This is a genomic window from Nocardioides sp. GY 10113, assembly GCF_004919105.1.
Lineage (GTDB): Bacteria > Actinomycetota > Actinomycetes > Propionibacteriales > Nocardioidaceae > Nocardioides.
The window spans coordinates 46,202-68,438 of sequence record NZ_STGK01000013.1 but is presented as its reverse complement, the minus strand read 5'-3'; the positions used below and the strand labels follow the sequence as shown (position 1 = coordinate 68,438).

Here is a 22,237-nt window from a genome sequence, read left to right as displayed (position 1 = left end):
ACAGGGGTGGAGGCGTGGAGGCGGTGCTGGGCTGGCTCGGCGACTGGGCCGACCACGTCAACTGGGTCGCGTTCGTCTCGATCCCGATCTTCACCGGCGCGATCGGCTGGCTGATCAACTGGTCGGGCCTGTGGATGCTCTTCAACCCGCTGCGGTTCCGGGGGATCCGGGTGCCGGGCCTGCGTGAGCTGTCCGCGGTGCTGCCGCGGCGGTTGCAGGAGGTCCCCGGGCTGGCCGACGGCGGCCTCGGGTGGCAGGGCATCGTGCCGGCCCGGGCCGCGAAGATGGGCAGCATCGCCGTCGACAAGGTGATCGCCAAGCTCGGCACGCCGGCTGAGTTCTACGCCCAGCTCGAGCCCGACCAGATCGCCGCGCACATCGTCGAGGCCTTCCGTCCCGACCTGCCGGCGCTGGTCGACGAGGTGATGCGGCGCGAGCACCCGCGGCTGTGGCGCGACCTGCCCCGCCCGGTGCGGCAGGCGGTGGTGGACCGGGTCCAGGCGCAGCTGCCCACGCTGGTCGGACGGATGACCGACGAGATCGGCGTCCACATCGACCAGCTGCTCGACCCCAAGATCATGGTGATCGACCACTTCCGGGACAACCCCGACCTGGTGGTCCGGGTCTTCCGCGACGTGGGCGAGCGCGAGCTGCGACTGATGGTCGCCTTCGGCTTCGTGTTCGGCTTCCTGCTCGGCATCCCGGTCGCGATCGTCGACCAGACCTGGCACCTGTGGTGGCTGCTGCCGCTGATGGGCGTCGTGGTCGGGTGGACCACCAACCTGCTCGGCATGTGGCTGATCTTCGAGCCGACCGAGGAGCGGCGGATCCTCGGCGTCCGCGTCCAGGGGCTGTTCCTGCGCCGCCAGGACGAGTGCGCGGAGGAGTACGCACGGATCATCGCCGAGGACGTGGTGACCCTGGAGAGGATCGGGGACTTCCTGATGGACGGACCGCGTGGCGACCGGACCCGGCAGATGCTCGCGGACGCGCTACGACCCGCGATCGACCAGGCCGCGGGGCCGCTGCGCGGCGCCGTCCGGGTCGCGATCGGCGGCGAGAGGTTCGACAACATCCGGGACTCGGTGGCGCTGGAGGCGGTGGATCGGACCATCTCCCCGTTCCGGGACCCGGAGTTCAGCCGTCAGCAGTCGGACAAGATCCGGCTGCTGCTGGCCCGCCGCACCCGGGACCTGCCGCCGCGCGACTTCGTGGAGATGATGCGCGCCGCGATCCGCGAGGACGAGTGGATGCTCTACGCCCACGGCGCCGTGATGGGCGCCGCCGGCGGCTTCCTGCACCTGGCGGTGTTCGGCAGCGGGATGGTGAGGTGAGCGTGAGCGAACGGTTCGAGGACGAGGCGGCCCCGCCGACGCCGCGACTGCCCCAGCTGGTGGACCCGGTGGTCGACACGCTGCCCGGGCTGGCGCGGGTCGCCGGCACCGCCGCCGCGCACACCGCCGGCTGGGGTCTGCGGGCCTCGGCGCGGGGCTGGCTCCGGGTGGGCCGCGCGCTGGTCGACCGGGACGAGGCGGCCGCCCTGGCCCGCGACGTCGGCCAGTACGTCGGCGTCGCCGGCGACTTGGCCCGTCAGGTCGTCGACGGGCGGCCGGTGGGGGAGGCGCTGCTCCGCGCCGGCGAGGCGCTGGGGGCCAGCGAGCGGTCGCCGGCGCGCCCCCCGGCCGTCAACGGCCACGTCGTGGCCAGCCGCCCGACCTCGCTGCGCGAGCGCGGAGCGGACCTCCTGGCCCGCTCCCGCGACGTGTGGAGCACCGACGACCGGCACCCGGCCTACGACCGGATCCTGGACGACCTCGCGCCCGACGAGGCGCGGATCCTGGTGCTGCTGCTCGAGCACGGGCCGCAGCCCAGCGTCGACGTCCGCACCGGCGGCCCGATCGGCCTGGTCAACAGCCAGCTGCTCGCACCGGGCCTCAACATGCTCGGCCCGCGGGCCGGCGTGCGCTACCTCGACCACGTGCCGTCGTACCTGAACAACCTGTCGCGGCTGGGCCTGGTCTGGCTCTCGAAGGAGCCGGTGCGCGACCACGCCGAGTACCAGGTGCTCGAGGCGCAGCCGGACGTCACCGCGGCGCTGCGGTCGGTGAAGTTCGCCAAGGTGGTGCGGCGCAGCGTGCACCTGACGCCCTTCGGCGAGGAGTTCTGCCGGCTGGCGCTGGTCGACGAGGCGGTGGGCGCGCGCGAGGACCTGCCCGAGCACGCGGTGCCGCCGGAGGAGGCCCCGCCGCAGCCGTGACCCGGCCGCCGCGGTCAGCCGCCGCGGCAGCCGCCGCGTCAGCCGGTGCGGGTCAGCCGGTGCGGGTCAGCCGGTGCGGGTCAGCCGGTGCGGGTCAGCCGGTGCGGGTCAGCCGGTGCGGGTCAGCCGGTGCGGGTCAGCCGGTGCGGGTCAGCCGGTGCGGGTCAGCCGGTGCGGGTCAGCCGGTGCGGGTCAGCCGGTGCGGGTCAGCCGGTGCGGGTCAGCCGGTGCGGGTCAGCCGGTGCGGGTCAGCCGGTGCGGGTCAGCCGGTGCGGGTCAGCCGGTGCGGGTCAGCCGGTGCGGGTCAGCCGGTGCGGGTCAGCCGGTGCGGGTCAGCCGGTGCGGGTCAGCCGGTGCGGGTCAGCCGGTGCGGGTCAGCCGGTGCGGGTCAGCCGGTGCGGGTCAGCCGGTGCGGGTCAGCCGGTGCGGGTCAGCCGGTGCGGGTCAGCCGGTGCGGGTCAGCCGGTGCGGGTCAGCCGGTGCGGGTCAGCCGGTGCGGGTCAGCCGGTGCGGGTCAGCCGGTGCGGGTCAGCCGGTGCGGGTCAGCCGGTGCGGGTCAGCCGGTGCGGGTCAGCCGGTGCGTCGGATGGCGAGCACCGTCGTGTCGTCGTCCCGCATCCCGGGCACCGACTCGACGAGCGAGGCCACCCACATGGCGGCCGCGTCCGGGCTGTCGAGCGGCCCCGGCTCGCCGGTCTCGCGCAGCTGGTCGAGCGAGAGCACCAGGTCCTGGCCCCGACGCTCGATCAGGCCGTCGGTGAACAGCAGCAGCGTCGCTCCCGGCCCGAGGTTTCCGGTCACCGTGCGCGCCGTGCCCAGCCCGATGCCCAGGAGCGGACGGTGGGTTCCCTCGACGAGGCGGCCGCGGCCCTCGTCGTACAGGATCGGAGGCAGGTGTCCCGCGTTGACGAGCTCGAAGTCGCCGGTGCGCGGGTCCAGGACCAGCACCGCGGCCGAGGCGATCTGGTCCTCCATCAGCTCGTCCATCATCAGGTCGAGCTGGTCCAGGCTCTCCGCGGCCCGGTGGCCGGCGAAGAGCAGCGTGCGCAGGGCGGTGCGGATCTGGGTCATCGCCGCCACCGCGGAGACGCCGTGGCCGGCCACGTCGCCGATCGCGAACGCGACCCGGCCGTCCGCCAGCTGCAGCGCGTCCCACCAGTCGCCGCCGAGCTGGAACTCGGTCGCCGGCAGGTAGGTCGCCGCGACGTCCAGGCCCGCGACCGTGCGCGCCATGTCGGCGACCACGGTGCGCTGCAGCGACTCCGCGACGGCGACCTGCTCCCGCGAGCGGTGCAGCATGAGTCCCGCGACGTGGGTCCGCACGGAGTTGGCGATGTCGTGCTGCCACCCGGTCCACGGGCGGCTGTGTCCCCGGACGACCTCACGCCACTTGTCGAAGGACTTGCGCGGGGAGAGCCGCACGTTCGGCCCCTCGCGCTCGTACAGCTTGGCGTTGCTGGGGTCGCCGCCCCAGTCGACCACCCGCTCGAGCTCGGGGCGGAACCAGATGACCCAGCGATCCGCGGCCGTGCCGACGATCATCGCGCCGGCCGCCACGTCGGCGTACGCCGCGAGCTCGGGGTCCAGGTCGGCCAGGTGCGCGCTGGAGCGGGCCTCGCCGTCCTCGCCCCGCAGCAGGGCCGCGATCCGCCGGATCGCCGCCTCCGGGGGGACCGCCCCGCCGGTGGCGACCACGTCGTCGTAGCAGCGCGCGATGCCGGTCGCCGAGAGCAGGTCGCGCACGGTGGGCTCCTCGACCAGGGCCCCCAGGATGTCCGCATCGGGCCGGGCCAGCGATGCCGCGAGGCCGGCGAGGGTCGCCTGCGCTCGCAGCGCGTCCTCGCGCAGGTCGCTCCGCTCCCGCTCGGCCAACAGCTGGGAGGCGGTCTGACCGATCATCTCCGCCGCCGCTCGGGCGTCGTGGCTCGGGCGGTGCGGCCCCGAGTAGTGGTGGCAGGCGATGAGGCCCCAGAGCTGGCCGTCGACGACGAGGGAGACCGACATCGACGCCGTGACCCCCATGTTCGACAGGTACTCGACGTGGATCGGCGAGACGCTGCGCAGCGTGGAGAACGACAGGTCCAGCGGCGCCCCCGTGCCGGGGTCGTGCAGCGGCTGCAGCGGCACCGGACGGTAGGAGATGTCGGCGATCAGCCGGATCCAGTTCACGGTGTAGAGCCGGCGCGCCTGGGCGGGGATGTCGGTGGCGGGGTAGTGAAGTCCGAGGAACGGGTTGAGGTCCTCCCGCCGGGCCTCGGCGACCACCTCGCCGTTCCAGTCGGCGTCGAACCTGTAGACCATCGCCCGGTCGAACCCGGTGACGCCGCGGATCTCCGCGGCCAGCCGGTCGGCCAGCGACGCCACGGTCGTGGCGCCGACGAGGCGCGCCATGGTGCCGCGCACGCTCTGGAACGACGGCGCGGTCCGGCTGTCGGCGAGCTCCTCGAGCTCGGCGACCACCCGGTCGCCGGAGCGGTGCACCGCGATGTCGACGTACCGTCCGCGCAGGGTGCCGTCCCCCTCTGGGTCGGCGGGTGCCACGGGCAGTCGCACCGTCAGCGGCTCGCCGCGGTCACCGTGCGCACGCTCCCCGACGAGGGCCGCCACCTCGGGGCCGAGCAGGTCCTCGGCCGCGAGGCCGATCGCCGCCTCGCAGGCGACACCGAGCAGCTGCGCGCAGTTCGCCGAGGCGACCACGACGCCACCGTCGTCGTCCATCGCCAGCAGGACGCCGTGCGGCTGGATCGCCCCGGGGACGTGGATCGGCTCGCGGTCACAGGTCGAGAGGTCCACGGGGGCGTAGGCCGGTGTGTGGCTCAGGGGGCCCGAGGGGTGGGTGTCGGTCATTTCCGGCTGAAACTAGCGGAGCGAGGGCCGTCGCTGTAGTCCGCGCAGCAAACTCACCGGTTGGCGCGATGCCGGCAGGATCCGGTCGTGATAGTGCGGCGCCAGCCAAATGATCCTAAACTTGAGTGGAACAGACTCAACTTTCCTGATGTTGTGCATGATGCCTGGATCTGACTCGCCGTCCGCGGCGATGCTCTGGCGCCGGGCCAGTGAGGATCTTTCCATTCGTCCAGAGGAGGGCGTCCATGTCCCAGTTCGGTGCCGACAAGTTCACGACCCGCGCCCGTGAGGCGATCGAGGCCGCCTCGGTCTCGGCGACCTCCGCCGGCCACAGCACGCTCGAGCCCATCCACCTGCTCGTCGCCCTGCTCCTGCAGGAGGGCGGTACCGCGGCGACGGTCGTGGCCAAGGCCGGCGTCGACGCGCCCGCCCTGGTCCGCTCGGCCGTCGCCGAGCGCGACCGGCTGCCCTCGGCCACCGGCGCGACCGTCAAGCAGCCGGCCGCGTCGCCGGCGCTGACCCGGGTGCTGGCCGGATCGCTCGATCTCGCGGCGTCGATGAAGGACGACTACGTCGCCTCCGAGCACCTGCTGATCTCGCTGGCCACGGTCGACTCCTCCGCCAAGACCGTGCTCGCCGACGCCGGCCTGGGCGCCGACGTGCTGCAGGAGGCGGTCACCGCCATGCGCGGCACCCGCCGGGTGACCAGCCAGGATGCCGAGCAGACCTACGAGGCGCTGGACAAGTACTCCGTCGACCTCACGGGCGCCGCCGAGGAGGGCCGGCTGGACCCGGTGATCGGCCGCGACGCGGAGATCCGGCGGGTGGTGCAGGTGCTGAGCCGTCGTACCAAGAACAACCCGGTGCTGATCGGCGAGCCCGGCGTCGGCAAGACCGCCGTCGTCGAGGGGCTGGCCCAGCGGGTGGTCGCCGGCGACGTCCCCGACAGCCTCAAGGGGCGCCGGGTGCTCTCGCTGGACCTGGCCGCGATGGTGGCCGGCGCGAAGTACCGCGGCGAGTTCGAGGAGCGGCTCAAGGCCGTCCTGGAGGAGATCAAGCAGGCCGAGGGCCAGGTGATCACCTTCATCGACGAGCTGCACACAGTGGTCGGCGCGGGCGCCGGTGGCGACTCGCAGATGGACGCCGGCAACATGCTCAAGCCGATGCTGGCCCGCGGCGAGCTGCACATGATCGGCGCGACCACGCTCGACGAGTACCGCGAGTCCATCGAGAAGGACCCGGCCCTGGAGCGCCGCTTCCAGCAGGTCTTCGTCGGCGAGCCCAGCGTCGAGGACACCATCCAGATCCTGCGCGGCATCCAGGAGAAGTACGAGGCCCACCACGGCGTCCGGATCACCGACGCCGCGCTGGTTGCCGCGGCCACGCTCTCCGACCGCTACATCACCGGTCGCCAGCTGCCCGACAAGGCGATCGACCTCGTCGACGAGGCCGCCTCCCGGCTGCGGATGGAGATCGAGTCCTCCCCGGAGGAGATCGACCAGCTGCGCCGCCAGGTGGACCGGCTGAAGATGGAGGAGTTCGCGCTGGCCAAGGAGTCGGACGAGGCCTCCGTCGAGCGCCTCTCCGTGCTCCGCAAGGACCTCGCCGACAAGGAGGAGGAGCTGCGCGGCCTCGAGGCCCGCTGGGAGCGCGAGAAGGCGTCCCTGGAGGGCGAGGGCGAGCTGCGCCGCCAGCTCGACCAGCTGCGCAGCGAGGCCGACCGGTTCCAGCGCGAGGGCGACTTCGAGAAGGCCAGCGAGCTGCTCTACGGCCGGATCCCCGTGCTGGAGCAGCAGATCGCCGCGACCGAGAGCGCCGAGGCCGAGCTGGACCCGACCGAGAAGCTGGTCGGCGAGGAGGTCGGCGCGATCCAGGTCGCCGAGGTCGTCGAGGCCTGGACCGGCATCCCCACCGGCCGGATGCTGCAGGGCGAGACCGCCAAGCTGCTCGAGATGGAGCAGGTGATCGGCGAGCGGCTGATCGGCCAGAAGGCGGCCGTGGGCGCGGTCGCGGACGCCGTACGTCGGGCGCGGGCCGGCATCGCCGACCCCGACCGGCCGACCGGTTCGTTCCTGTTCCTCGGCCCGACCGGCGTCGGCAAGACCGAGCTGGCCAAGTCGCTGGCCGACTTCCTCTTCGACGACGAGCGGGCCATCGTCCGGATCGACATGAGCGAGTACTCCGAGAAGCACTCCGTCTCCCGACTGGTCGGCGCGCCTCCGGGCTACGTCGGGTACGACGAGGGCGGCCAGCTCACCGAGGCGGTCCGCCGGCGTCCGTACTCCGTGGTCCTGCTGGACGAGGTCGAGAAGGCGCACCCCGAGGTCTTCGACATCCTGCTGCAGGTGCTCGACGACGGCCGGCTCACCGACGGCCAGGGCCGCACCGTCGACTTCCGCAACACCATCCTGATCCTCACCTCCAACCTCGGCTCCCAGTACCAGGTCGACCCCGGCCTGGACGAGGAGAAGAAGAAGGAGCTGGTGATGACGGTGGTCCGGCAGTCCTTCAAGCCGGAGTTCCTCAACCGGCTCGACGAGATCGTCACCTTCGACGCCCTCGGCAAGGACGACCTGGCCCGGATCGTCGACCTGCAGCTGGAGCTGCTCGGCAAGCGGCTCTCCGCGCGCCGGATCACCATCGAGGTCACCGACGCCGCCAAGACCTGGCTGGCCGAGGTCGGCTACGACCCGGCGTACGGCGCCCGGCCGCTGCGCCGACTGGTGCAGAGCGCGATCGGCGACCCGCTGGCGCGGCTGCTGATCGGTGGCGAGGTGCCCGATGGCGGCTCGGTCACGGTCGACCGCGGCGAGGACGGGCTGGTGCTGACCGTCTGAGCACGAGCCGCTGGTTGAGGTGCGAGGCGCCCGGGCGCCGAGCCTCGAGACCGAGGCGCCTCGGTCTCGAGGCTCGCTTCGCTCGCACCTCGACCAGCGGCCAACGGCGAATCGAGTCGCTCAGGGGGCGTCTGGGAGAATGCGGTCATGCCGCAGGAACCGTCGCCGCGCCCGTCCCAGGCCACCCTCGCCGGGTGGCTGATCATCGGTGGGTCCGTCGTCCTGGTGCTGATGGCGTGGCAGCGGGTCTCCACCCTGCACACACTGGAGTTCCAGGAGCAGCTGCAGCAGGTCCTCTCCGAGCCGCCGGTGAGCGGCACCGGCCTCAGCGTCTCGACGCTGTCGACGATCGTGCGCGTGCTGTCGATGGTGGCCGCCGGCGCGGCCACCGCCTCGACGATCCTCGGGTTCCAGGCGCTCAAGCGCTCCACCGCGGCCCGGGTCGCGCTCACCTGCCTGGCGCCGCTGGTGCTGGTCGGCGGGTTCGCCATCGCCGGCTTCTTCGCGCCGATGGTGGTCGCCGGCATCGCGATGCTGTGGCTGCAGCCGACCCGCGACTGGTTCGCCGGACGCGCCGCGGCCCCGCGGCCACCGCGGGCCGAGTCGACCACTCCGCCGCCGGTGCGGCACCAGCCGGTGCAGCAGCCGCCGGTGCCGCAGTCTCCGGTGCAGCAGCCGTCGATGCAGCCCCCGGCGCAGCAGCCGTACGGCGCCCCGCCGCCGTACCCGGCCCCGGAGGGCGGGCCGCTGTTCCCGGCGTACTCCCACACCGTCCCGCAGCGGTCGGAGCGTCGTCCCGCGGCGCTGGTCGCGGCCTGCTCGATCGTCTGGGCGTGCACCGCCCTGGTCTCCGGCGTGCTGCTGCTGGTCAGCCTGGCCATCGCGGTCGGCGGCGAGCAGCTGTGGGCCGAGGTCGAGCGCCAGCAGGGCAAGGCGCTGGCGGACCTCGGTGTGAGCACCGACGAGCTCACGGTCGGCATCTACGCGCTGACCGCGATCGCCGTGCCGTGGTGCCTCGCGGCCGCCGGCCTCGCCGTCGGCGCCATCCTGGGCCGGCGGTGGGCGCGGATCGCCCTGGCCGTCTCCAGCACCATCACGGGCCTGGTGGTCCTGGTGATGGCGCTCGCCAGCCCGCTGCTGGTCGTGCTGGTGATGGCGTGCGCCGTCACCACCTGGCTGCTGCTGCGGCCCGACGTCGCCGCCTGGCGCCGCTAGCACCCCCGGCTCCGGGGGTGCCCGACTCCCGGTTCGGTGGTGCCTAACCCCCGGCTCGGGTGAGGTCGGCCGCCGCCAGCCGCGCGGCCGCCTCGGCCAGCACCTCCGGGCGCTTGCAGAACGCCCAGCGCACCAGGTGGCGCCCCGAGCCGGGCGCGTCCGGGTCGTCGTAGAAGACCTCCGAGGGCACCGCGACCACGCCCGCCCGCTCGGGCAGCGCCAGGCAGAACTCCCGGCCGGAGGCCCAGCCCAGGTGGCCGACGTCGGTGGTCACGAAGTACGTCCCCTCGCTCCGGTACGGCGTCAGCCCGGCGTCGGCCAACCCCGCGGAGAGCACGTCGCGCTGCTCGGCCAGCCGTGCCGCGACCTCCGCCGGGAAGTCCGGGTGCTCGTCGAGGGCCACCGCCACCGCGGGCTGCAGCGGCGCGCCGGAGGTGTAGGAGAGCCACTGCTTGGCGGCGGTCACCGCGCCGACGAGGTCGGCCGGCCCGGTCGCCCAGCCGACCTTCCAGCCGGTCACCGCGTAGGACTTGCCGGCGCTGGAGAGCGTCAGGGTGCGCTCGGCCATGCCGGGCAGCGTGGCCAGCCCGATGTGCGGGCGGTCGAAGGTGAGGTGCTCGTAGACCTCGTCGGTGACCACGACCAGGTCGTGCTCGATGGCCACCCGGGCGACCGCCGCCATCTCCTCGGCGTCCAGCACCCGGCCGGTCGGGTTGTGCGGGGTGTTGAGCAGGATCAGCCGGGTCCGCGGGGTCACCGCGGCCGCCAGCTCGTCCGGGTCGAGCCGGAAGTCGGGGGCCCGCAGTGTCACCGGGCGCCGTACGCCGCCGGCGAACTCCAGCATCGCGGTGTAGGAGTCGTAGTACGGCTCGAGCACCACCACCTCGTCGCCGGGGTCGACCAGGCCGAGGATCGCTGCGGCGATCGCCTCGGTGCACCCGGTGGTCACCGTGACCTGGGAGTCGGGGTCCAGGTCGAGGCCGTAGTGGCGGCGCTGGTGGCGCGCGATCGCGTGGCGCAGCGCCGGGACGCCGATGCCGGGGGCGTACTGGTTGTGGCCGGTCCGCAGTGCCCGCACCGCCGCGGCGATCACCTCCGGCGGCCCCTCGCTGTCGGGGAAGCCCTGGCCGAGGTTGACCGACCCGGTGCGCACGGCCAGCGCCGACATCTCGGCGAAGACGGTGGTGCCCATGCCGCGCACCCGGCGCGCTCGCCGGCTCCTCCCCGTTCCGGCGTGGGCGGGGGCTGCGGCGGATCGGGGCACGACGCCGACCCTACGCTCGCCGGCGATAGCCTGGGGCGGTGAGCACCACCGACACCGACCTCGCCGCCGACATCGACGCCACCTGCCGCCTGACCGGCGAGTTCACGCTGCGCTCGGGGCAGGTCAGCACCGAGTACTTCGACAAGTACCTGTTCGAGGCCGACCCGCTGCTGCTGGCGCGGGTGGCTCGCGAGGTCGCCCAGCTGCTGCCGCACGACACCGAGCTGCTCGGTGGCCTGGAGATGGGCGGCATCCCGATCGCCACCGCGGTCAGCCAGCTGGTCGGCATCCCGTGCCTCTTCGTGCGCAAGCAGGCCAAGGAGTACGGCACCGCCAAGCTCGCCGAGGGCCGCGACTTCGCCGGCAAGCGGATCACGCTGATCGAGGACGTGATCACCACCGGCGGCGCGGTCCGCGACGCCACCCACGCGCTGCGCGCGGCGGGCGGGATCGTGGAGACCGTGGTCTGCGCGATCGACCGCAGCCCCGAGGACGTCAACCCGCTGGCCGACGTCGAGCTGGAGATCCGTCCGGTGCTGACCAAGGCCGAGCTCGACCTGGCGCGCGCCGCGGCCGGCTGAGCGGCTGGCCTCGTCACGACGAACGAGCCCGCGTCGCCGATCGGCGACGCGGGCTCGTTCAGTGGTCGAGGTGGTGGTCGGGGTCAGTCGTGGTGCGTGGTGTCCAGGCCCATGATGTCCCGGTCGGGGATGCCGTCGTGGTCGTTGTCCTCGGCCTCCGGGCCGCTGGTCCGCTTGTGCCGCCACCACTCCCAGGCGACCGGGATCGCGGAGAAGAGCAGGATCACCAGGATCGCGTAGTCGATGTTGTCCGACAGGAACGGCCCGAGCACCGGCACCCGGCCCAGGAAGTAGCCCAGCGCGAGGATCGAGGTCACCCACAGCACCGCGCCGACCAGGCTCCACTTGAAGAAGCGCCGCCGGTCCATCCGGGTCACGCCCGCGACCACCGTGATGTAGGTCCGCACGAACGGCACGAACCGGCCGATCACCAGGGCCTTGTTGCCGTGCTTGTCGAAGAAGACCGCGGTCTGCTCCAGGTACTTGCGCTTGAGGATGCGCCCGTCGCGCTGGTAGAGCGGCTGCCCGATCTTGCGGCCTATCTCGTAGCCCACCACGTTCCCGAGGAACGCCCCGGCGGTGAGCAGCAGGATGGCGATGCCCATCTCGACGATCGGCGGCCCGGGGAACAGGTCGATCTTCTCCCCGGCGATGAAGATGCCCAGGGCGAACAGCAGCGTGTCGCCCGGCAGGAACGGGAAGAAGAGGCCGCACTCGACGAAGATGATCAGCAGGCTGAGCCAGAACAGCTCGGCGCCGAACTCGCTGAGGAGCCAGTCGGGCTCCATCCACTTCATGCCGAGCAGGAACGGTTCGGCAAGCAGTGCAAGGGCCGGGCTCACACGGTCACGCTACCGGGCCGCGCCCACTACCACACCCGGCGGGGGTTGGCTTGTGACGGTTGCCACCGCGTGGGGCCGTCCTGGCGCCGCCGGTCCGGCAGCGGGCCGCGGCTAGGGTCGACGCCGTGTCGGAGGAACAGCGCGCGCCGTACGACCCGATGCCGCACGGCCCGGCGGAGGTCGGTGTCGGGCCGTGGCAGGGCGAGTGGCCCACCGGTCCGGGCAGCGAGCGCTACGACCCCGAGCTGCTCGCCGGCGGTGATCGGCGCAACGTGGTCGACCGCTACCGCTACTGGTCGATGGAGGCGATCGTCGCCGACCTCGACAGCCGGCGGCACGGCTTCCACGTGGCCATCGAGAACTGGCAGCACGACTTCAACATCGGCACGATCGTCCGCTCCGCCAACGCCTTCCTGGCCGCCGAGGTGCACATCGTCGGCAACCGCCGGTGGAACCGGCGCGGTGCGATGGTCACCGACCGCTACCAGCACGTCCGGCACCACGCCACCGTCGACGACCTGCACGACTACCTCGCGTCGTACGACGGCGACGGTGGCGCCGGTGGCGGGGTGCCGCTGCTGGGCATCGACAACCTGCCCGGCTCGCTGCACCTGGAGACGATGAGCCTCCCGCCGCGGGTCTGCTTCCTGTTCGGGCAGGAGGGGCCGGGCCTCTCGGCGGCGGCGCGGGAGCGCTGCGACGGGACGTTCTCCATCGCCCAGTTCGGCTCGACCCGCTCGATCAACGCGTCGGCGGCGGCGGCGATCGCCATGCACACCTGGGTGGTGCAGCACGCCGACCTGAGCAGCGACGAGGCGTGGCGCGGCTGACCGGGGGCACTCCTCACGCGCCCGGCGTGTGGGTGAGCACCACGCGCAGGGTCGTGGTCTCCTCGCACTGCGCGTCGGCCTCGGCGATGCAGAGCGCGCGCGTGCGGGTCCACGTGCGGTCGAGGAGGGTCGCGCCGGCCTGGTCGCGGGCGCGGAGGACGACGGCAGGCCGTATGCCGGACTGCGGGAGCAGCGCGTAGGCGAGCTGCTCGACCGCGCTCACCCAGGTCTGCGTCTGGGTGGTGGTCGTGCCTGCCCCGCTGGTCCGGGTGTAGGTCTCGGTGAGCGGGTCGTTCACGGAGACGCCGTAGGCGAGGGCGCTGCTGCGCACGTCCAGCACGACCTGTCCCGCGATCACCGGCGGGAAGTACCTCCACCCGTCGGCCCAGATCGGGAGGTAGGCGTTGAAGTCGAAGTCCAACCGGGCGCTGGCCACGCCCGGGTCCCAGGTGGTGGCGCGGACACTGAAGGGCACGAGGTCCTTGCCATCGGCGTCGCGCCCGTCCTCGACGTGGCGGAACTCGGTGAGCAGGGTCTCGCCCTGGCCGTTGAGGCCGTAGCGCGGGTCCGGCCGCAGCGTCATCGTGGTGCCCCCGTCGAGGCGGGCCGACTTGTCGTAGGTGTAGTAGAAGCGGCCGCCGAGGCCGGCGGCAGCGCCGTCGAGCCAGTGCGTCTCCCCGGCGACGGTGGCGCGGACCTCCACCTGGAACGTCAGGCAGTCGCGGAGCATCGGCTCGAGGCGGTCGATCTCGTCCTGCTCACCGCGCAGCACGTACTGCCGCACCTCGCCCATCAGCAGGTGCGCGCTGCCGATGTGGTGGTCGTCGACGCAGGAGCGGTGGGCGCAGTCGGCCTGCGCGATCCGGACGTCGTGGATCAGCCGCCGCGTGAGGTCGCTGTACTCCGGGCCGGAGGTCAGGCCGACCAGCTGGCGCTGCTTGCCCAGCGTCGACGCCGCGGCCACCGCCGCGCGCGCCGCCTGCCACGCACCGCACCGGGTCCCGTCGCGCAGAGCCGGCTGGAGGACGTCTCGCTCGTACTCGCCGAGGAGCTGCTCCAGCTTCTCCTCGAGGTCGGCATCGCCGGCCGCGCCGTCCTCCTGGCGCTGGCGTTCGCGGGCCAGCAGGTCGGCCGCCGCCGCCTCGAGCTGGGACTGGGCGCGGCGCGGCCACCGCCCGCTGCCGGGCGCGACCTGACCGTCGGCGGGCGCCGCGATGCCGGGGGTCGAGAAGTGGAGGAGGCCGATGGTCGCGGAGCCGGGAGTCACCTCGGCCGGGTAGGCGTGGAAGTCGAGGCCGCCCTCGTCGAACAGGAAGCCGGTGCCGCCGGTTAGGTCGGCGCCGTCGGGTGGCGTGATGGTCAGGGTGGCCGGCTCGAGCAGCATCAGGCCGTGCGGTGTGATCTCGACGGCGCGGACCGGCCCGGTGACCGGCGCGCCCTCCACGGAGGCGACCGGGGCGAGCGTGATCGTCGCCGGCGAGAGCAGCGCGTCCCGCGGGATCGTCAGCCGGTAGCGGGTGCCGTCCGTGCCGGTCGCGGACACCTCGCCGCCGGAGGTGCCGACGTCGACCGACCGCGCCGCATCGACATCGACCTCGTGGTCGACGTCGATCGGGTTCGGGGTGTGCGCGAGTCCGTCGCCGGGCGGCGGCGCGGTGGGCTTCGCCTCGACCCGCACCGGGGCGGAGGACGCGCGGCAGTTGTTGCCCTCGCGCCGCTCGCGGACCGTGCGGGTGGCGTCGGCGCAGGCGATGACGTACCAGCGGCCCGTCGCGACCCGGGCGGCTCCGCGAGCGGTCACGGTACGGCGAGCGCCGCCAGCGACCGCGGGCGTCCGCACGGTCGCCAGGACCGCGTCGTTCGCGCTCGCGCGCCGGTCCCGGGACAGCAGGAACCGGGTGCGGCTCGCCGCGGCGCGCGACCCGCGCGCGGCGCGGACCTTCGCGGAGACGGCGAGTCGCGCTCCCCGGACGACCGTGGCCGGCGCCGTCACCGCGGCCACCCGCAGGTCGGGTCGGGCCGCCGCCTGTGCGGGGGCGACGGCGGTGACGGCGGTGGCGGCCGCGGCGGTGGTGCCGGCCAGCAGGACGATCGTCGCGAGGACCGTCCGTCTCCGAGCACGCATCGCGATCACCACCGGACCCGGAGGCCGGTGCACCGGCCGTGGCCCGGCCGCGCCGCGCCGCGGGGGCGCTGGGGTGCACCCGTCGGGGGTGCGGCCACCACCCCCTCGCGCCAGGCGAGCACGACCAGAGCCACCCGGTCCCGGGCCAGCAGCTTGCGCAGCAGCTGGGCCAAGTGGCTCTTCACCGTGGTCACCGAGATCACCAGCGCCGCGGCGATCTCGGCGTTGCTGTGCCCCTGGGCGACCAGGCAGAGGACCTCGAGCTCGCGTGGGGAGAGCAGCGCCAGCCGCGTGGCGTCGGCCTCGGCGAGCGGCTGCTGGTGCCCCGGAACCTGAAGTGTCGTCATGCCGACGAGGCTCCTCGGCGCGGGGTCGAGCGCGCATCGTGCTTTTGCGCCAACCCACGTCGAGCGCGGCCCTACACTGCGAAAATGCCGAGACTGGTGGGGCGCGACGCGGACCTCGCCGAGGTCGGCGCGCTGCTCGACGAACCGCCCCGCGCCGTGCTGGTGGTGGGCGAGGCGGGCGTCGGGAAGTCGGCGCTCGCCGCGGCCGCGCTCGCCGGCCGGTCGGTCCGGGTCGGCGGTGCGCTCGCGACGCTCTCCTGGATGCCCTACCTCGCGCTGCGCCGGGCCTTCCCCGAGCTGGACGAGGAGACCTGGGGCGGCGACGTCGCGCACGTCCTGGCGCTGCTCGGCGAGCTCCTCGGCACCGTCCCCGAGCTGCCCGCGCGGGCGGCCACGCTGCTGGTCGAGGACGCGCACTGGGCCGACGAGGCGACGTTGGCGAGCCTCGAGGGGCTGGTCGGCGTGGTCCCGCTGCTGATCACCGTGCGCCGCGGGCACCCGGCGGCCCCCGACGTCGCCGCCCGCCTGGAGAAGGCCGGAGCGTCCCGGCTGGACCTGGAGCCGCTCGGCGGCGACGACGCGCGCCGCCTCCTCGACCGGCTCCGGCCCGGCCTGGTGCCGGCCGAGGCGGCCGACCTGCTGGCCCGCAGCGGCGGCAACCCGCTGCTGCTGGAGGAGCTGGCCCGCGACGGCGTCTCCGAGAGCCTCACCCGCGCGGTGCTCGCCCGGTGCCGGGCGCTGCCGGAGCCCGCCCTGGAGGACCTCGTCGTCCTCGCGCTGGCCGGTCGGCCGCTGCCCGCGACCGAGCTCGCCGCGATCGCCGACCTGCGCGAGTCCGGGATCGTCGGCGTGGACCACGACGGCGTGGCCTCGGTCCGGCACGCGCTGATCGCCGAGGTCGTCGTCGACCTGGTCTCCGAGGAGCGTCGACGGCGCTGTCACCGGGTGCTGGTCCGCCTCGCGGACCACCCCGGCGAGGCGGCGCGGCACCTGCTCGCCGTCGGCGACCGCGAGGCGGCCCGCGGGGCCGCGCTGGCCGCGGTCGACGCCGCGCTCACCCCGGGCGAGCGGTGGCGCCACCTGGCGACCGCGGCCGAGGCGAGCGACGGCGACGGCGCGGTCCTGCTGCGGGCCCGCGCGGCCGAGGCCGCCTGCACCGCGGGGGAGCCGGGGGAGGCGGCGCGGCTGCTCGACGGCCTCGAGGTCGCGGGACCGCACGGCGTGGCGGTCGCCCTGGCCCGGGCCACGCAGGCGTTCCAGGCCGGGGAGTGGGACCGCTACCTCGCCGAGGTCGACCGCGGCCGCGCCCTCGCCGTGCCCGGGACCGAGGGCGAGGCCCTGGTCCGGGCCCGCCAGGCCACCGCCGCGCTGGTGGTCCGCAACGACCCGGCCACCGCCCGGCGCCTGGCGGGCGAGGCCGTCGCGCTGGCCCGGCAGCAGGGGCTCAGCGCCGCCGGGCCCCGGGCCACCGCTGCCGGTGCCCAGGCGGCACTGGGCGGGCCGGGGTGGGAGGCCGAGTTCGCGGGGGCGATCGCCGAGGCCCGATCCGACGGCGACGTGTACCGCGAGCTGAACGCGCGGCACAACCTGGTCTTCGCCCTGACCGCCGCGGGTCGGCTGGACCGGGCGGCGGAGGAGGCCGCCACCCAGCGCGCCCGCTGCCTGGAGCTGCGGCTGCTCAAGCGGGCGCGCAGCGCGGAGATCTCCGCGCTGGTGGTCGACTGCTGCCGGGGCGACCACGACCGCGTGCTCGGCGAGTCCGCACGGCTGCTCGCGGAGCAGCTCAGCCCCGGGGACCGGTGCGACGTCCAGGTCGTGCGCGGCACCGCTCTGGCCCAGCTGGGCCGGGTCGAGGATGCCCTGGACGCGGCCGCCGCGATCGGCGAGCGCGCCAGCCACGCCGCGGACCACCTCGCCGTACGGGTCTACGCCAACGCGTACGGCGGCCACGCCGAGCCGGCGCGCGAGGCCTGGTCCGGCTTCGCCGCGAGCCTCGGGCAGGAGGACGTCATGGTCGCCGAGGTCACCCGGGCGATGGCGTGGCTCTGCCACGAGGCGGGGTGGCCGCTCCCGGAGCGGCCGCCGGTCACGCCGGCCGGGCTGGTGGCCGGCACCGGACCCGAGCTCGACGGCGTCGCCGCGCTCGCGGCCGGCCGGCCCGCCGAGGCCGCCGGGCTGTTCGCCCGCGCCCGGGCGGCGCACGGGCCGCGCCGCTGGGAGGCACTGTGGTGCCGGTGGGCCGAGGGCGAGGCGCGACGGCTGGCCGGGGACCCGTCGGCGAGCGCGGTGCTCGGGGAGGCGGCCGAGCGGGCCGCCGAGCACGGGTATGCGCCGATCCTCGCCCGGTGCCGGCGGTCGCTGCGCGCGCTCGGCGAGCGCCCTCCCGTCGAACGGCGACGGGGGACCGCAGACCCGCTCACCCCCCGCGAGCGACAGGTCGTCGACCTGGTGGTGCAGGGCCTCACCGACGCCGAGATCGCGGCCCGCCTCGGGGTGGCCCGCCGGACCGTGCAGACCCAGGTCGCCAGCGCTCGCGCCAAGCTCGGGGCCGACAGTCGGGCCCACCTCGCCGCGCTGGGCGCCGGCACGGTCGCCGGAACGGGCACCGGCACCGGCAGCGAGGCGGCGCCGGCATGAGCGAGCCGCCGGCCGTGCCGCTGCTGGTCGTCGAGGGTCCCGCGGCCGCGGTCGAGGACGCCCGCGGCGAGCTCGCCAGCCTCGGTTGGTCGGCGGTGGACGGGATCGCCGAGGTGCGGGTGCGCGACGCGGCCTCGGCGGGCGCCGCGGTGCTGGCCGCCCTGGAGGGGCGCCCGGTTCTCGCCTGGGCCACGGCCGACCGCGACGTGGTGGACCGCCTCTGCGACGACCTGCGGCGGCTGGGGCGGCTCGACCACCGGGTCGGCGCGGACCCGGCCGGGTGGCTCACCGGCGAGCAGCACGAGCTGCTCGCACACCTGGGCGCCGGCGCGTCGCTCGGCGCGGCCGCGACCGCCCTGCACCTGTCCCGACGCTCCGCGGACCGCAGGCTCGCGGCGGCCCGCGCGGCGCTGGGTGCCGCCAGCACGAGCGCCGCGCTGGCGGCCTACCGCAGGCGGCTGGCCCGTCTCCCGGCGCGGCTGTCGGCCGCAACCGTCCCCGGGGAGGAGGGAGATCGGCCCACGGGCTGATGTGGCGCGGACCCCGGCGGGAGGAGGCTGCTGGTCCACCGCTCCACCGACCACGTCCGAGGGGACCCGATGCCCAAGCAACTCCTCGCGCTGCTGACCAGCGCGTTCCTGGCCGCCTGGCTGGTGGCGGTGCCGACCGCCACCCCCTCCGCCGCCGCCCCCGCCTCCGCCGCCTCCGCCGCCCCGACCGGGCCGGCCGCACGAGCCGCCGCGACCGGCGGCGGCTCGATCGTCTTCATCCGCAAGCACGACATCTGGCTGGTGCGCGGCAACGGCACCGGCCTGCACCGGGTGACCCGCGACGGCACCGCGTCGAACCCGTACCGCTCCCCGTCGATGTCCGACGCCGGCATCATCGCCGCCGCCCGCGGCACCTACGTGGTGCGGATGCGGCAGAACGGCGCGGTGCTCAACCGGTTCGACCCGCCCGCGCTCACCGACTCCGTGAGCCACCCGATGGACGGGGTCCTGAACTACGTCGCGATCTCGCCGAACGGCAAGCGGGTCGCGTACGGGTGGAGCCAGTACAGCTGCCCGATCGGCGCCTCCTGCCAGGTCCGCTCGGTGACCGCGGTCAGCGCGGCCGCTCGCTACACCGCCGCGACCACGACCTCCTACCTGCACCACCCCTCGTGGGTGAGCAACGACCGGCTGATGGTGCACGGCGGCTACCTCTCCCAGATGATGCTGCAGGACGTCGGCGGGACCGCGCGGCACTGGTTCGACGACGACGAGATCTTCGAGTCCGGGACCGACCTCGGCGACGCCAGCCTGTCCCGCGACGGCCGCCGGCTGGTCGCGATCCGCGGCTACGGCGACAGCACCCAGATGATCTGGTACGACGTCTCCGGCGACCCGCGCAGCGCCACCCCCAGCGGGCTGCCCGACCCGGCACCGCTGTGCATCGGTTCTCCCGGAGCCACCGCGACTGACGAGAAGCTGCACGACCCCACCTGGTCGCCCGACGGCACCGCGTTCGCGATCGGCGCCACCGAGGGGCTGTGGGTGGTCCGGCCCGGCGCCGGGTCCGACTGCGGAGCGACCGACACCGCGCTGCTCGGCGCCGGCTCCAGCCCGTCCTGGTCGGGGGCCGCGATCGACCCGCCGGCACCCGCCCGGTTGGTGCTGAAGGCCAAGCCCACGCTCACGGGCGTGAAGGCCGTCGGGAAGCGGTTGCGGGCCACGAAGGGCAGCTGGAGCCCCGCGCCCGCCACGGTGCGCTACACCTGGCTGCGCAACGGCACGAAGATCAAGGGCGCCACCAAGGCGTCGTACCGGTTGGTGAAGAAGGACCGCGGTCGCAAGATCTCGGTCAAGGTCGTCGTCAGCAAGCCCGGTCTCGCCTCCGCCTCGGCGCGGTCGAAGGCGGTCCGGATCCGCTGAGCCCCGCCCGGCACCCCTCTCCGACCGGGGACCGGAACGGCCGGCGGTCCACCTGGCAGAGCACCAGGTGGACCGCTGGCCGCTCGCGCGGGCGCGGCGTCGACTAGTGTCGGCACCGACCTGGTCCCGTGCCGCAGGAGACACGTTCACATGCCCATCGCCACTCCCGAGAAGTACGCCGAGATGCTGGACGCGGCGAAGGCCGGGTCCTTCGCCTACCCCGCGATCAACGTCTCGTCGTCCCAGACGCTCAACGCCGCGCTGAAGGGGTTCGCCGACGCCGGTTCCGACGGGATCATCCAGATCTCGACCGGCGGCGCGGAGTACCTCTCCGGTCCGTCCGTGAAGAACATGGTCACCGGTTCGGTCGCGTTCGCCGCGTACGCCGCCGAGGTGGCCAAGAGCTACCCGGTCAACATCGCGCTGCACACCGACCACTGCCCCAAGGACAAGCTCGACGGCTTCGTCCGGCCGCTCGTCGACATCTCCGCCGAGCGCGTCGCCCGCGGCGAGGCCCCGCTGTTCCAGTCGCACATGTGGGACGGCTCCGCGGTGCCGCTGGCCGAGAACCTGCAGATCGCCGAGGAGCTGCTCGCCAAGTGCGCCGCGGCCAACATCATCCTCGAGATCGAGGTCGGCGTGGTCGGCGGCGAGGAGGACGGCATCGTCGGCGCCATCGACGAGAAGCTCTACACCACCCCCGAGGACGCGCTGGCCACCGTGCGCGCGCTCGGCGTCGGCGAGAAGGGCCGCTACCTGACGGCGCTGACCTTCGGCAACGTGCACGGCGTCTACAAGCCGGGCAACGTCAAGCTGCGCCCCGAGATCCTCAAGGCCGCCCAGGAGGCCGTCGTCGCCGAGCTCGGCCTGGCCGAGGGCAGCAAGCCGTTCGACCTGGTCTTCCACGGCGGCTCGGGCTCCAGCCCGGAGGAGATCGGTGCCGCCGTCGACTTCGGCGTCGTGAAGATGAACGTCGACACCGACACCCAGTACGCCTTCACCCGGCCCGTCGCCGCCCACATGTTCAGCAACTACGACGGCGTGCTGAAGGTGGACGGCGAGGTCGGCAACAAGAAGAACTACGACCCGCGCGCCTGGGGCAAGGCGGCCGAGGCGGGCATGGCCGCCCGCGTCGTCGAGGCCTGCCAGGACCTGCGCTCGGCCGGCACCACGATCGGGTGATCGGGGCCGACACCGTCGGTGGGTCGACGGGGCGGCCCGAGGGCTCCCCGCCGACCCGCCCGGCGACGGTCCTGCCGTCGGCGAGCGACGTCGACCGGGCCGCGGCCACGCTGGCCGGGATCGTCGACGTCACCCCGCTGCAGCGCGCGCCGCGGCTCTCCGCGCTGACCGGGCTCGACGTACGGCTCAAGCGGGAGGACCTCACCCCGGTCCGCTCCTACAAGGTGCGCGGCGCCTTCACGGTGCTCGCCGGGCTCTCGGCCGCCGAGCGCGAGCGCGGGGTCACCTGCGCCTCGGCCGGCAACCACGCCCAGGGCGTGGCGTTCGCCTGCGCGCGGGCCGGCGTCCGGGCCACCATCTTCCTGCCGCGCACGACGCCCCGGCAGAAGCGCGACCGGGTCGCCGCGCTCGGCGGCTCCTACGTGGACGTGGTGATCGCCGGGGACGCGTACGACGACTCCGCGGTCGCCGCGGCCGAGTTCGCCGCGGCCTCCGGGGCCACCGTGATCCCGGCGTTCGACCACCCGGGCATCGTCGCCGGGCAGGGCACCGTCACCGCCGAGATCCTCGCCGCGCTGGCCGCGGAGGGCGCCTCGCTCGGCGGGCTGGTGCTGCCGGTCGGCGGCGCCGGCCTGATCGCCGGCGCACTCACCCACCTGGCCGAGCGGGCCCCCGACGTACGGGTGGTGGCCGCCGAGCCGGCCGGCGCGGCCTCCCTGGCCGCGGCGCTGCAGGCCGGCGCACCGGTCGCGCTGGAGCACGTCGACCCGTTCGTCGACGGTGCCTCGGTGCGCCGCGTCGGGGACGTCACCCACGCGGTGGTGGAGGCCGCGCGGTCCCGGGTGTCGGTCACCCCGGTCGCGGTGCCCGAGGGCCTGATCTGCGTGGAGATGCTCGACCTCTACCAGGTCGACGGGATCATCGCCGAGCCCGCCGGGGCGTTGGCCGCCGCTGCGCTGCGGCTGGAGTCGGCGCGCGCCGTGTTCGAGCCGGGGTCGACCGTGGTCTGCGTGGTCTCCGGCGGCAACAACGACGTCTCCCGCTACGCCGACATCGTGGAGCGGGCGCTGGTCTTCGAGGGCCTCAAGCACTACTTCCTGGTGGAGTTCCCGCAGGAGCCCGGCGCGCTGCGCCGCTTCCTGGACGAGGTGCTCGGCCCCGACGACGACATCACGCTGTTCGAGTACGTCAAGCGCAACAACCGGGAGACCGGGCCGGCGCTGGTCGGCATCGAGATGCAGCACCGCGACGACCTGGCCGGGCTGCTGGACCGGATGGAGCAGTCCCGGCTGCGGGTGCAGCGGGTCGACCCCGACAGCCCGCTGTTCGGCTTCGTGCGCTGAGGCGACGTCCGTGCGAC

At 74.4% G+C, this 22,237-nt stretch carries 16 protein-coding genes; 11 read left to right on the top strand and 5 right to left on the bottom strand.

The features are described from left to right. The first annotated feature begins 14 nt into the window (after positions 1–14). Both E8D34_RS15710 and E8D34_RS21105 read left to right on the top strand, forming a co-directional pair. On the top strand, positions 15–1,334 hold the full coding sequence (locus E8D34_RS15710; protein WP_136595592.1) for a hypothetical protein: 1,320 nt from the start codon (positions 15–17) through the stop codon (positions 1,332–1,334). Next, a complete protein-coding gene (locus tag E8D34_RS21105; RefSeq protein ID WP_206056755.1) occupies positions 1,331–2,257 on the top strand; it encodes an Abi-alpha family protein in 927 nt (308 codons plus the stop codon). The genes E8D34_RS15710 and E8D34_RS21105 overlap by 4 nt, the downstream gene beginning before the upstream one ends. A gap of 570 nt (positions 2,258–2,827) precedes the next feature. Here E8D34_RS21105 and E8D34_RS15700 read toward each other — a convergent pair. Further along, on the bottom strand, positions 2,828–5,104 hold the full coding sequence (locus E8D34_RS15700; RefSeq protein ID WP_136595591.1) for a SpoIIE family protein phosphatase: 2,277 nt from the start codon (positions 5,102–5,104) through the stop codon (positions 2,828–2,830). 245 nt (positions 5,105–5,349) lie between these two features. Between E8D34_RS15700 and clpB the strand changes: the two genes are divergently transcribed. Next, positions 5,350–7,941, top strand: coding sequence for an ATP-dependent chaperone ClpB (clpB, locus tag E8D34_RS15695; protein ID WP_136595590.1), 2,592 nt, complete (start codon positions 5,350–5,352; stop codon positions 7,939–7,941). A 147-nt stretch (positions 7,942–8,088) separates the two neighbouring features. Beyond that, positions 8,089–9,156 carry a hypothetical protein gene (locus tag E8D34_RS21100; protein ID WP_206056754.1) on the top strand — a complete coding sequence of 356 codons (1,068 nt, stop codon included), beginning with the start codon at positions 8,089–8,091 and terminating at the stop codon, positions 9,154–9,156. A 43-nt stretch (positions 9,157–9,199) separates the two neighbouring features. Here the strand turns inward: E8D34_RS21100 and E8D34_RS15685 are convergent, their stop codons facing one another. Continuing rightward, complete coding sequence (locus tag E8D34_RS15685) at positions 9,200–10,420, bottom strand: pyridoxal phosphate-dependent aminotransferase (RefSeq protein ID WP_276606604.1); 1,221 nt, start codon at positions 10,418–10,420, stop codon at positions 9,200–9,202. A 38-nt stretch (positions 10,421–10,458) separates the two neighbouring features. Between E8D34_RS15685 and pyrE the strand changes: the two genes are divergently transcribed. Continuing rightward, complete coding sequence (gene pyrE, locus E8D34_RS15680; protein WP_206056753.1) at positions 10,459–11,001, top strand: orotate phosphoribosyltransferase; 543 nt, start codon at positions 10,459–10,461, stop codon at positions 10,999–11,001. A gap of 83 nt (positions 11,002–11,084) precedes the next feature. On the opposite strand, the gene E8D34_RS15675 is transcribed toward pyrE, so the two are convergent. Beyond that, positions 11,085–11,843: a VTT domain-containing protein gene (locus E8D34_RS15675; RefSeq protein WP_240771395.1), complete on the bottom strand. Its 759-nt coding sequence runs from the start codon at positions 11,841–11,843 to the stop codon at positions 11,085–11,087. Positions 11,844–12,001: 158 nt separating this feature from the next. Between E8D34_RS15675 and E8D34_RS15670 the strand changes: the two genes are divergently transcribed. Then, on the top strand, positions 12,002–12,673 hold the full coding sequence (locus E8D34_RS15670) for a TrmH family RNA methyltransferase (RefSeq protein WP_136595652.1): 672 nt from the start codon (positions 12,002–12,004) through the stop codon (positions 12,671–12,673). Between the two features lie 13 nt (positions 12,674–12,686). Here the strand turns inward: E8D34_RS15670 and E8D34_RS15665 are convergent, their stop codons facing one another. Continuing rightward, positions 12,687–14,798: a CARDB domain-containing protein gene (locus E8D34_RS15665; RefSeq protein ID WP_136595588.1), complete on the bottom strand. Its 2,112-nt coding sequence runs from the start codon at positions 14,796–14,798 to the stop codon at positions 12,687–12,689. A gap of 5 nt (positions 14,799–14,803) precedes the next feature. Further along, positions 14,804–15,145 carry a LuxR C-terminal-related transcriptional regulator gene (locus E8D34_RS15660; RefSeq protein ID WP_136595587.1) on the bottom strand — a complete coding sequence of 114 codons (342 nt, stop codon included), beginning with the start codon at positions 15,143–15,145 and terminating at the stop codon, positions 14,804–14,806. 84 nt (positions 15,146–15,229) lie between these two features. On the opposite strand from E8D34_RS15660, the gene E8D34_RS15655 reads away from it, so the two are divergent. The 5 genes from E8D34_RS15655 to ilvA all read left to right on the top strand — a co-directional run bounded on the left by E8D34_RS15655 (position 15,230) and on the right by ilvA (position 22,220). Beyond that, positions 15,230–17,782: a LuxR C-terminal-related transcriptional regulator gene (locus E8D34_RS15655; protein WP_136595586.1), complete on the top strand. Its 2,553-nt coding sequence runs from the start codon at positions 15,230–15,232 to the stop codon at positions 17,780–17,782. Next, on the top strand, positions 17,779–18,312 hold the full coding sequence (locus E8D34_RS15650; protein ID WP_136595585.1) for a hypothetical protein: 534 nt from the start codon (positions 17,779–17,781) through the stop codon (positions 18,310–18,312). The genes E8D34_RS15655 and E8D34_RS15650 overlap by 4 nt, the downstream gene beginning before the upstream one ends. A gap of 69 nt (positions 18,313–18,381) precedes the next feature. Continuing rightward, complete coding sequence (locus E8D34_RS15645; protein WP_136595584.1) at positions 18,382–19,695, top strand: hypothetical protein; 1,314 nt, start codon at positions 18,382–18,384, stop codon at positions 19,693–19,695. Positions 19,696–19,845: 150 nt separating this feature from the next. Then, complete coding sequence (gene fbaA, locus E8D34_RS15640) at positions 19,846–20,877, top strand: class II fructose-bisphosphate aldolase (protein WP_136595583.1); 1,032 nt, start codon at positions 19,846–19,848, stop codon at positions 20,875–20,877. After that, positions 20,874–22,220: a threonine ammonia-lyase IlvA gene (ilvA, locus tag E8D34_RS15635; protein ID WP_240771394.1), complete on the top strand. Its 1,347-nt coding sequence runs from the start codon at positions 20,874–20,876 to the stop codon at positions 22,218–22,220. The genes fbaA and ilvA overlap by 4 nt, the downstream gene beginning before the upstream one ends. Positions 22,221–22,237 lie beyond the last annotated feature (17 nt).